The 10,375-nt window shown below is 65.4% G+C and carries 8 protein-coding genes, 3 tRNA genes and 1 pseudogene; 5 read left to right on the top strand and 7 right to left on the bottom strand.

Annotated features, from left to right (window positions below):
* Positions 1-43 precede the first annotated feature (43 nt).
* The 6 genes from CAPSK01_RS20985 to CAPSK01_RS20960 form a co-directional block, all read right to left on the bottom strand.
* Positions 44-119 (bottom strand) — tRNA-His (locus CAPSK01_RS20985).
* 8 nt (positions 120-127) lie between these two features.
* Positions 128-204: transfer RNA gene (locus CAPSK01_RS20980), tRNA-Arg, on the bottom strand.
* 86 nt (positions 205-290) lie between these two features.
* Positions 291-367: transfer RNA gene (locus CAPSK01_RS20975), tRNA-Pro, on the bottom strand.
* Positions 368-743: 376 nt separating this feature from the next.
* On the bottom strand, positions 744-1,721 hold the full coding sequence (locus CAPSK01_RS20970) for an alpha-ketoacid dehydrogenase subunit beta (RefSeq protein ID WP_034931721.1): 978 nt from the start codon (positions 1,719-1,721) through the stop codon (positions 744-746).
* A gap of 24 nt (positions 1,722-1,745) precedes the next feature.
* The gene (locus tag CAPSK01_RS20965) at positions 1,746-2,714 is read right to left on the bottom strand and encodes a thiamine pyrophosphate-dependent dehydrogenase E1 component subunit alpha (protein ID WP_034931507.1); all 969 of its coding nucleotides are present in this window, start codon (positions 2,712-2,714) and stop codon (positions 1,746-1,748) included.
* 23 nt (positions 2,715-2,737) lie between these two features.
* Entirely contained in the window at positions 2,738-3,247 is a 510-nt protein-coding gene (locus tag CAPSK01_RS20960) for a c-type cytochrome (RefSeq protein ID WP_034931504.1), read from the bottom strand.
* Positions 3,248-3,445: 198 nt separating this feature from the next.
* Here CAPSK01_RS20960 and CAPSK01_RS20955 point away from each other — a divergent pair, with 198 nt between their 5' ends.
* The 4 genes from CAPSK01_RS20955 (at position 3,446) to egtD (ending at position 8,513) form a co-directional block, all read left to right on the top strand.
* Positions 3,446-3,949, top strand: a complete 504-nt coding sequence (locus CAPSK01_RS20955; protein WP_034931501.1) for a hypothetical protein — start codon at positions 3,446-3,448, stop codon at positions 3,947-3,949.
* A complete protein-coding gene (locus tag CAPSK01_RS20950) occupies positions 3,946-5,301 on the top strand; it encodes a GAF domain-containing protein (RefSeq protein ID WP_034931498.1) in 1,356 nt (451 codons plus the stop codon). Before CAPSK01_RS20955 ends, CAPSK01_RS20950 begins: the two co-directional genes overlap by 4 nt.
* Positions 5,302-5,490: 189 nt before the next feature.
* Positions 5,491-7,563 carry a VTT domain-containing protein gene (locus CAPSK01_RS24270; RefSeq protein WP_273704222.1) on the top strand — a complete coding sequence of 691 codons (2,073 nt, stop codon included), beginning with the start codon at positions 5,491-5,493 and terminating at the stop codon, positions 7,561-7,563.
* Positions 7,560-8,513: an L-histidine N(alpha)-methyltransferase gene (gene egtD, locus CAPSK01_RS20935; RefSeq protein ID WP_273704221.1), complete on the top strand. Its 954-nt coding sequence runs from the start codon at positions 7,560-7,562 to the stop codon at positions 8,511-8,513. The genes CAPSK01_RS24270 and egtD overlap by 4 nt, the downstream gene beginning before the upstream one ends.
* Positions 8,514-8,532: 19 nt before the next feature.
* On the opposite strand, the gene senA is transcribed toward egtD, so the two are convergent.
* Positions 8,533-9,759: a selenoneine synthase SenA gene (gene senA / locus CAPSK01_RS20930; RefSeq protein WP_273704220.1), complete on the bottom strand. Its 1,227-nt coding sequence runs from the start codon at positions 9,757-9,759 to the stop codon at positions 8,533-8,535.
* Between the two features lie 23 nt (positions 9,760-9,782).
* On the opposite strand from senA, the pseudogene CAPSK01_RS20925 reads away from it, so the two are divergent.
* Positions 9,783-10,375: pseudogene (locus tag CAPSK01_RS20925) on the top strand (TIGR04348 family glycosyltransferase); the annotation flags it as partial.

Genomic DNA, 10,375 nt, shown 5'->3' with positions numbered 1-10,375 from the left:
CCAAAAATGGGGAATCCCCCCGGCTCTTCCGAGGGATCGTTACTGGGGCGATGTACGGGATTCGAACCCGTGACCACTGGAATCACAATCCAGTGCTCTACCAACTGAGCTAACACCGCCACTATTCTGGCGCGCCCGGCGAGACTCGAACTCACGACCCCCGGCTTAGAAGGCCGGTGCTCTATCCGGTTGAGCTACGGGCGCGAGCACGACATTGCCTGGTCACTGCTTCCTGCCGCCTCTTGGTACGTTTGGTACTTCGGTACATTTGCCACAGGCATTTGTTCGACTGGTCGGGGCGGTGGGATTCGAACTCACGACCCTCTGCTCCCAAAGCAGATGCGCTACCAGGCTGCGCTACGCCCCGAGAAAGCGGGCATTCTACAATCTGGTACGCTGACGGTCAATGACACCTCCGAAATTTCCAGGGTGACTTTGCCCTCTCAGGCAATGGACGGTGAATCAAGCGGTTGCTTTGCCCGCGGAACATGGTCCCGGAGAGTCTGGATAACTGCGAGTCAGTTCTTCGGCCATTCCTTCCAATCCCTTTATGGATGTCCAACGCTCACGATTCTCCGGGCCCAGGGCGTTCCAATAGGTAGTGGTGGACTTGGCCATGTGACTCTCCTCGCAGTGGATGGGGGTAACGGCCAACAGGTCTTGTAAAGACCCATGGGCCCGGATATTCAGTGCTCCGTCTGGCAAATTGTACAAAACGTCGGACGGCATGTTGCCAACTTACCTCAGTTAACCGAGTGCGCTGCGCCCAGCAGTTCCAGGGTGGCGTTCACGACCCTCTCGGGTTGGGGTACGACCGCCTGTTCCAGCGCCCAGGATGAAGGGATGGGGGCATCCGGTCCGGTCAGGCGCACCACTGGGCCACGTAGGCTGGGGAATGCCTTGGTGGAAACCAGGGCAGCAAGCTCGGCAGCGATGCCGCACAGGCCGCTGGCTTCATGCACCACCATCAGGCGGCCGGTCTTGCGCACCGAGTCCAGCACAGTGTTTTCGTCCAGGGGTTTGAGGCTGCGCAGGTCGACGACTTCCGCCGAGATGCCTCGTTCTGCCAGTTGCCGAGCGGCCTGCAAGCACACGGCCACGGTCTTCGCGTAGCTCACCAGGGTGATGTCATCCCCGGAGCGGCGGATGGCAGCCTTGCCCAGTGGGATGATGAAGTCAGGATCCTCGGTCACCTCGCCCTCCTGGCATAGCAGCCCCAGGTCGATGAAGAACAGCACCGGGTTGTCGTCGCGTATGGCAGCCTTGAGCAGCCCCTTGAAGTCCGCTGGTTCCGAGGGCATCACCACCTTGACGCCAGGGGTGTGGACGAACATGGCCTCGATGTTGTGGTTGTGCTGGGCGCCCACACACCAGCCGGTGCCGGTCATGCCCATGGCCACCAAGGGGAAGCGGAACTGGCCGCCGGAGAGGTAGCGCAGTTTGCCAGCGCTATTGACCAGAGCGTCCATGGCGTAGGTCATGAAGGGAGCGAACAGCAGATCGATGACCGGGCGCAGGCCGCTGGCGGCGGCGCCCACGGCGGTGCCGGCGATGATCGCCTCGGCCAGCGGCGTGTTGCGCACCCGATCGGGGCCGAAGGCGTCCACCAGATCGCGGTGCTTGGTGGCACTGCCCTCGCCCATCAAAAACACGTCGGGGTCCCGCCGCATCTCTTCGCGCAAGGCCAGATTGATCGCCTGAGCGGCAGTCATTTGGATCATCGTGCTCATGGGTAATCCTTTCTCTCAAGCGTAGACGTGGTCGGTGAGGGTTTCCGGGGCGGGCCAGGGACTCGTCTGGGCAAAGGCCAGGGCAGTGGCGATGCTTGCCTGTGTCTGCCGTTCCAGCGCGGTGAGGCCATTGTCGTCGATCAGGCCTTGCGCTTTTAGGCGCTGGACCTGCCGGTCGATGGGGTCGCGCGCGCGCCAGTAGTCCAGTTCGGCCGGGGCCACGTAGGCCTGGTCGTCCGGCTCGAAGTGGCCGCGCTGGCGGTAGGTGACGAGTTCCAGGAAAGCGGGGCTGCCGCCTTGCCGGATGTGGGCGATGGCGTGGGCGGCGGCTTCCAGCACCGCTTCCGCGTCGTTGCCGTCCACGGTTTCCACAGGCAGGCCATGGCCCTTGGCCCAGTTGGCGATGGCGTTGTCGGGCATGGTCTCCAAGCGGTGCACGAAGGCCTGCCATTGGTTGTTTTCGCAAACGAACAGCAAGGGCAGTTGCCATTGCACGGCCAGATTCAGGGCCTCGTGGAAGATGCCTTCGCAGGCGGCACCGTCGCCGAAGAAGACGGCGACGATGCCCCCGGGCTCGCCCTTGCCCATCTTCTGGGCCAGGGCGACACCGGGGGCCATTGACAGCTCGCCACCGACGATGGTGGAGGTGAGCACCACGCCCAGCTCCCTGGCCGAGATGTGCAGGCTGCCGCTTCGGCCGCCGCAGTAGCCGTCGACGCGACCCAGCACTTCCGCCATCAGACGGCGCGGCTCGGCGCCTCGGGCGATGAGGTGGCCGGCGCTGCGGTGGTTGGTGACGATGCGGTCCCGGCTTTCCAGGGCAGCAACCACGCCGACTGCGCAGGCCTCCTGGCCGACGCTCGTGCAGGTGCCCGGTGCACCGTTCTTTTGCAGTTCCACGAGCTGGTGCTCGTAGGCGCGGATCAGGAGCATGGTTTCCAGACGGGTCAGGGGCGATGGGGGTGTTTTGGGTGCTTGTTGCATGGTCGGGTCTCCTTGCGTTTCGCTTAGCGGCTGGCCTGCTTGCCGAGCGGCAGGTTCTTGGGCACGAACTCGACATAGGGGGTGGCCACCGGCTGGCCGGGGGCGACGGCCACCGGCGCGGGGTCACCGGCGGGGCCGAGGAAACGTACGTAGCGGTACAGGGCGATCAGGTCCTTGTCCGACATTTCGCGCAGGTTGAACCAGGGCATGGGCGGGCGCATGGGCTGGCGGGCTCTGGCGATCCATTGGGCCTCGCCCATCTTGTCCATGTAGAGGCGCAGGTTGACCGGGTAGCTCGTGCCCCACGGCCCCTGGAATCCCACGTCGGTACCGGTGAGCCAAAGGTTTTCCGGCACCTTGCCCTCGGTTTGCATGTAGCCGGGCGTGTGGCAGTCGTTGCAACCGGCTACCTGCGCCAGGTATTTGCCGCGCTCGATGAGGCGCGCGTCGTTGCCGGAAGCAGCCGACGCGGGTGACAGCGAGAGGATGGAGAGGAATGACAGGGTCGCGAGGGCGAGAGCGAAAGCTTGCATGGTGGATGACCTCCGATGAGAATAGAAAAAGGGGACGGCACGTGCAATACGAAGACTAGGCTCCCGCGGCGAGGCGCGTTGCTAAGTGTTTCATACCGAATTGCTAATAATTTACTAAAGGGCACCGGAACGTGGGTGCGAGCTAAACTTGTAGAATCCACCCAACATTCCTGATCGAGACATTTGGTTGTTGCCACCATGCTCCAAACGAAAGCCAACCCCCCACTGCTGGATGCCGCGCAAGCCGCGTTTCTGGGCGGCCCGGTGGCGATCAACGTGGCGTCCCACGACGCTGCCCGGGTGCCCTCCATCGCCCGGGCCTTCGGCTGCCGCGTGTCGGACGACCAGCGGGAAGTGGTGGTGTTCCTCTCGCAACCGCGTTCCCGGAGGATCCTGGACGACCTGGCGGCGGGCGCACCTATCGCTGCCGTCTTCAGCCGGCCCGCCACCCACGTGACCCTCCAGCTCAAGGCCGCCGGCGCGCGCATCCAGCGGCTGGCGGCAGGCGATCGGGAGATCATGCTCGCCAGCGGCGCCGCGTTCATCGCCGAGATCATGGCCCTGGGCTATTCGGAAAACTTCTCCCGGGCGTTGATGGCACCGGCCGGGGACGATGCGGTGGGTGTGGCCTTCACCCCCGAAGCGGTGTTCGAGCAGACCCCCGGACCCAAAGCGGGCATGCGTTTGGAGCCCAACCCGTGACGCTCAGCCTGCGCTCGCTGCGGCGCTGCTTCGAGGGCGCGGTACCCGCCACCATCGCCACCTGCGCGGCGGACGGCATGCCCAACGTCGCCAAGCTCTCCCACGTCCACTTCGTGGACGACCAGCATGTGGCCCTGTCCTACCAGTTCTTCAACAAGACCCGGGAAAACATCCTCCTTAACCACCGCGCCACGGTGGAGGTGGTGGACCCGGTGAGCGCCGCCCACTTCTGCCTCCAGGTTGAATACCTGCGTACCGAGACCGCGGGGCCCCTGTTCGCGTACATGAAAGCCCGGCTGGCGGCCATCGCCTCCCACTCGGGCATGAGCAAGGTGTTCCGCCTGCTGGGTTCCGACATCTACCGGGTACTGGAAGTGGTGGCGGTGAGTGGCGACGTGGACGCGGAAATCCCTCCGCGCGCCAACCTGCTCTCTGGCCTGCGCGCCTACCAGGCCGTTCTCGCCGGTTGTGCCGATCTCGCCCGCCTGCTCGACACGATGCTGGAAGGCCTGGAACGGCACTGGGACATCTGCCATTCCATGCTGCTCATGGCAGACCCGGACGGCAAACGGCTCTACACCGTGGCCAGCCGGGGCTACGCGGAGTCCGGCGTGGGCTCCGAGGTGTGCATGGGCGAAGGCATTGTTGGCGTCGCCGCCAGGGAACGCACGCCCATCCGCATCGGGTATGCGGTGCAGGAATACCGTTACAGCCACGCCACCCGGGAACGTTTCGCCGCCAGCGTCGATGGCTACGCCCTGGAAACCGAGATTCCCTTCCCAGGTCTGGTGGAAGCGGGTAGCCAGTTGGCCGTGCCCCTGCTGCTGGGCGGACGCCTGTTGGGAGTGCTGTTGGTGGAAAGCGCCGAGGAACAGCGCTTCACCTTTGAGGACGAGGACGCCTTGGTGATACTGGCGGGTCAGTTGGCCATGTGCATCGACTACCTGTCCCGCAGCACGGATCTGCCCCTGGAACCAGCCGCACCCGCCTCCAGCAGCCCGCCTGCCGCGGCGTCGCAGGGCACACGGGTGCTTATCCGCCATTTTCCCGCCGACCACAGCGTGTTCGTGGACAACGACTACCTGATCAAGGGCGTGGCCGGCGCCATCATCTGGAAGTTGCTGCGGGAACACATGGACGCAGGCCGTGCCGAGTTCACCAACCGGGAACTGCGCCTGGATACCACTCTTGGTCTACCGGATATCACCGACAACCTGGACGCCCGTCTGATCCTGCTGCAACGCCGGCTCGCCGAACGTTGTTCCTTTATCGCCATCGAGAAAACCGGGCGCGGTCGTTTCCGCCTCAACGTGAGCCGGCCGCTGCAACTGAGCGTGGCTGCGCCCCTCTGAGGTGTTGCCGGCGCTCCTCTGCCGATCCCGCTGTTCGTTGTGCCGGGGTTCGAGTGCTGTGCCAGTTCCTCGGAGTCCCAGCAGATCGAGCTGCCCATTTGAACAGAACGCCCTCGCCCGACAGGCATCGAATATAATTCCGGACGGCCCGACGAGACCTTTGATGGCCGCCGTGGCGGGGAGTCAGCCTTGAACGAACATTTGGAGAAAGCGCAGAGCACTGCGTCCCTGTCGCGCAATTCACGCCTGGCAATCGCCGCGCTGGCGGCCGGATCGCTGCTGTGGCTGGCAGGCGACATGGTCAGCCCAGACATCCTCTCCCTCGGAAAATGGCGGACACATCACAGCAGCTTTCTCGAACTGGTGCGGGCGTATCCGGTCACCGCGGCGCTGCTCCTTTTCCTCTCGCATGTGCTGCTGGCGGCTTTGGCCTTGCCGGGCGCCTCGCTGCTGATGCTGGCCGCCGGCTCGGCCTTTGGGCCGCTCGCCGGCACGCTGATCTGCCTGACAGCGTGCACCTTCGGTGCGACGCTGACGATGCTGGCAGTTCGCCATCTGCTGCGGCCGTGGGTGATGCGCAAGTGGGGTGGTCGCCTGGCCGACATCGAGGCGCGTTTCTCCCGCGACGGCCCTGCCTGCCTGTTCAGCCTGCGCCTGTTGCCGATCGTCCCCTTCGCACTGGTCAACGCCGCCGCCGGCCTGACCTGCATGACGACCTGGACTTTCTTCTGGATCAGCTTCGTCGGCATGCTCGCCGCAACCTTCGTCTATGTGAATGCCGGCACCCAGCTGGCAAGGATCGATGCTGTCGGCGACATCTTGTCGCCCCAGACCCTGATCTCGCTGGCGCTGATTGCACTCCTGCCGTGGGCAGCAAAACTGCTGGCGCGCGCGCTGGAGAAGCGCTCGCCGGCCTCCCTGCCGCGCACCCTGGTGTTGTTCAACTACGATTGGGACCGTTTGGGCTTTTTCCGCTGGCAGCAGACATTTCCTGTCGACAGCGCCGGTTTTGACCTGTTTACGTTTCCCAGCAACACCCGCCTGGCCTGTTTCGATCTGCAGTGCTTCGTCGACCGGCTGGCACGCAAGGCGAACCGCAAGCGCTGGCAGGCGGTGACTTCCAACCACGAGCAGTTCGGTGCGCTGGCCGCGGCGATGCTTGCCGAGCGCATGGGCTGGCCAGGGACGCCGGTGACCGCGGTACTCGCCTGCCAGCACAAGCTGCACGCGCGGCATGTGTTGCAGGCGGTGGCGCCGGAAGCGAACACGCACAGCGAGCTGCTGCCGACGCGCTACGGCGAACCGATACCCGACGGCATCGATTACCCGGTGTTCGTCAAGCCGGTGAAGGCCGCCTTCTCGATCCTCGCGCGCCAGGTGGACAGTCGCGACGAGCTGACGACGATGACGCGCTTCGGCACCTGGGAACGGTGGGTGATCCGCCATCTGGTCGAACCCTTTGAGCGGATCGTCGCCGAGCGTCTGTCGCAAGCCGGCAGTGCGCATCGGCTGATGCTCGAAGCACCGGCCGGCGGACAGCAATACAACCTCGATGGTTACGTCTTCGCCGGCGAGCTGCGCACACTTGGTTTCGTCGAATCGGTGATGTATCCGGGCACGCAGAGCTTCATGCGTTTCGTCTATCCCTGCTCGCTGCCGACGTGCATGCGCGAGCGGGCGGTCGATGTCGCGCGGCGCTTCCTGCACGCCGTGGGCTTCACGCACGGCCTGTTCAACATGGAGTTCTTCTACGACGAAGCGCTCGGCCGCTTGACGGTGATCGAGTTCAATCCGCGCATGGCAGCACAGTTTTCCGATCTCTATCTGCGCGTCGATGGGGTCGACCCGCATCGCGTCGCGCTGGCACTCGCACACGGCAACGACCCGCAGTTCCTGCCACGTGCCGAGCCTGGCGCGGGCGTGGCGGCGAGTTTCGTCTATCGCAGTTTCGACCCGGCGACAGCACCGCCGCCCATGCCGAACCGGCGGCAGCGGCACCAGCTGGCGCAGCAGTTTCCCGACGCCATGCTCTTTTGCTTCGCCAAGACGCCGGGGCAGATCGCCCGCGATTTCAGGTGGTTGGGTTCTTACCGTTACGGCATCCTGCACTTGGGCGGCAACGACGCGCACGATCTGCGCGCCCGCTGCGAGGTGGCCAGCCGCTTGCTCGACTGGCCGGTTCCCTACGCGGATGCGCACGCCGAACCGGCCGGCCATCCACCGTGCCCCTTGCCCGCGCTGTCGCTGGAGAGCAGCCGATGAGACTCCTGCAGGTCGCGCCGGCAATGCCAGAAAACGCGGCGCCGGCGATCCGCGCCGATCTGCTCGCCGGCCTGAGTGCAGCGCCGGCAACGATCGCGCCGAAGTACCTCTACGACGCACTCGGCTCGCGGCTTTTTGCGGCGATCACCGAACTGCCCGAATACTACCTGACGCGCACCGAAGCCGCGATCTTCGCCGAACACCAGGACGCCATGGCAGCCGCGCTCGGCCTGTCGGCAACGCTGGTCGACCTCGGCGCCGGCAACTGCGAGAAGGCTGCCCGCCTGTTCGCGGCGCTGCGCGTGCGCCGCTACGTGGCGGTTGACATCTCGCTGCACTATCTGCGCGAGTCGCTCGAAAACCTGCAGCAGAAGCATCCGGCAATCGAGATGCTGGGCATCGGTCTCGATTTCTCGCAATCGCTGCGCCTGCCGGCCGAGGTCGGCACGGAACCGCGCACCCTGTTCTATCCCGGTTCGAGCATCGGCAATTTCACGCCCGATGAGGCGCTGGTTTTCCTGCGCCAGGCACACGCCGAATGTTGCGGCGGCTCGCTGCTGATTGGCGTCGATCTCGTCAAACCGGTCGATGTCCTTGAAGCGGCCTACGATGACCCTCTGGGTGTCACCGCGGCGTTCAACCGCAACCTGCTCCGGCACCTGAACCGGCTCGCCGGCACCGACTTCGACATCACCGACTGGCACCACGTCGCCTTCTTCAACGGTCGCGAGTCGCGCATCGAAATGCATCTGCAGGCACTGCGCGACACGACGGTGCGCTGGGCCGGCGGCGAACGGCGCTTCGCGGCGGCCGAGCGTATCCACACCGAGAGCTCGTACAAGTGGCGCAGCGAGGATTTCGCGGCGCTGCTCGAAAGCGCCGGCTTTTTGAGACCCCGCCATTGGTGCGATGCACGCGGCTGGTTCGCGGTTTTCGCCGCACCGGCGTGAGCCGATGACCAGACCACGATCAGATGACGCAACTGCGAAAGCCGTTGTGCAGGTCGTTGCGCTCGGGCGTGAAATAGTTGCGATAGCAAGGATGCGCCAGGCGCGGCGAGGTCGCCCGGCTGGCGCCGCGCAGCACGTAGCGGTCGCCGAACCAGGGTGCCGAATAGTCGCGATAGGGGTGGGCGGCGAAGCCAGGGTAGGCCAGAAAGCGGCTGGCCGTCCATTCCCAGACCTGACCCCAGTGGAAATCCGGCCGGCTCAGCGCTGCCATTTCCCACTCCGCTTCGCTCGGCAGGCGGCGGCCAGCCCAGCGGCACCACGCTTCGGCTTCGCTCCAGGTGAGATGCGTTGCCGGCGCGTCGAGCCTCAGGTCTTGCCACTGCCCGAAGACGCGCTGCTGCCAATGGCCGGCGTGCCGGCGCAGGTAACGCGGCGTTGCGGCGCCGGTTTCCTCGACGAAGGGAAGGTAACGCCGCCAACTGACGACTTCGCTGTCGATGGCGAACGTCGGCATGGCCAGCGCATGCGGCGCGAGTTCGTTGTCGAAGGCGAATCCGTCGCCGCTCCAGCCGAGCGTCCACTGCCCACTGGGAACGACGAGCAGCCGCGCTTCCGGCAACGGGACGGCCGCTGCCAGCAGCGCGTCAGACAGCGGAATGTCCAGTGCCTGCGCCATGTAAATGCCGGCTTCGCCGTGCATGTCCTCGTGGAACAGCACCAGACGGAAGAAGTACAGGGCCACGTCGGTTTCCGGCGTGGTTGCGAGCAGCGACAGCGTTTCCGCCAGGCCCTCGGCGAGATAGGCCCGCGTCGCAGCGAGGTCGGGCAGGTCGAGTTGCCAGCGCATCGTATGCGCGACGCGGCTCGAGTTGTACAGTGCATCGGCTTGTGGCAAACGCCCGACGGGACGTTCATGCTCCGGGTCGCAGGTGGTTCCGCACGCGCGCTGGTGGTTGCGGGCGATCCAGTAGTCCTGGAACCAGCCGACGTGTCCTGCTTCCCAGAGCGGCGGATTGAGCTGCGGCGAATAGGGAACGCTCAGCGAATCGCCGAGCGTGGCAGCATAGGCGTCGAGCAGTGCCAGCGTGCGTGCGCGGCTGGCATGCAGCGCCATGGCAAGGAATTCGCGACCCCCACGGCGGGCGGTTTCGGCAATGCCGGTGGTCATGTCTGTGTTCATCGGCGGGGGCAGGCAATGACCAGGATTGTAGCCGGAATGCACCTTGCAAGGGAGGGAAACGGTCATGACTTTTCCAGGCATCCCCGATCATGAAAGTCATGACCGTTAGTACGCCGCAACTGGTGATCGTCAGTCCGGCGCTGCGCGACGCCAACAACGGCAACTGGCAGACAGCCCGCCGCTGGCAGCGGCATCTGGCCGGCACGTACCGCGTGCGCGTCGTCCGGGACTGGCCGGACGCACTGGCGGCTGGCGACGCGGCGATGATCGCGCTGCATGCACGCCGCTCGGCAGCGGCGATCGCCCTCTGGAGCGCGATGCATCCGCAGCATGGGCTGGCAGTGGTCCTCACCGGCACCGACCTCTATCGCGACATCCTGACCGATGCCGAAGCACAGCGCTCGCTGGCGCTGGCGCAAGCGCTGATCGTGCTGCAGGAACGTGCGCCACAGGCGCTGCCGGAAGCGGTACGCGACAAGGCGCGGGTGATCTTTCAATCGACCAGCGAACGCCGGACGCTGGCCAAATCGCGGCAGCATCTGCGCGCGGTCATGGTCGGGCACCTGCGCGACGAGAAGTCTCCGCAGACGCTGTTCGCCGCCGCCCGCCGGCTCGCCGACCGGCCCGGCATCTTCATCGATCACATCGGCGAGCCGCTCGACCCGGCACTCGGAGAGGAAGC

This window comes from Candidatus Accumulibacter vicinus, assembly GCF_000584955.1.
Taxonomy (GTDB): Bacteria; Pseudomonadota; Gammaproteobacteria; order Burkholderiales; family Rhodocyclaceae; genus Accumulibacter; species Accumulibacter vicinus.
Note: the sequence above shows the minus strand (reverse complement) of the source record. Positions and strands in the feature narration are given on the sequence as shown.

What these genes read in the sequence shown, in the direction of transcription:
- CAPSK01_RS20970 (WP_034931721.1), bottom strand. Translation starts at nt 1,721, where the DNA reads ATGATCCAAATGACTGCCGCTCAGGCGATCAATCTGGCCTTGCGCGAA.
- CAPSK01_RS20965 (WP_034931507.1), bottom strand. Translation starts at nt 2,714, where the DNA reads ATGCAACAAGCACCCAAAACACCCCCATCGCCCCTGACCCGTCTGGAA.
- CAPSK01_RS20960 (WP_034931504.1), bottom strand. Translation starts at nt 3,247, where the DNA reads ATGCAAGCTTTCGCTCTCGCCCTCGCGACCCTGTCATTCCTCTCCATC.
- CAPSK01_RS20955 (WP_034931501.1), top strand. Translation starts at nt 3,446, where the DNA reads ATGCTCCAAACGAAAGCCAACCCCCCACTGCTGGATGCCGCGCAAGCC.
- egtD (WP_273704221.1), top strand. Translation starts at nt 7,560, where the DNA reads ATGAGACTCCTGCAGGTCGCGCCGGCAATGCCAGAAAACGCGGCGCCG.
- senA (WP_273704220.1), bottom strand. Translation starts at nt 9,759, where the DNA reads ATGACCGTTTCCCTCCCTTGCAAGGTGCATTCCGGCTACAATCCTGGT.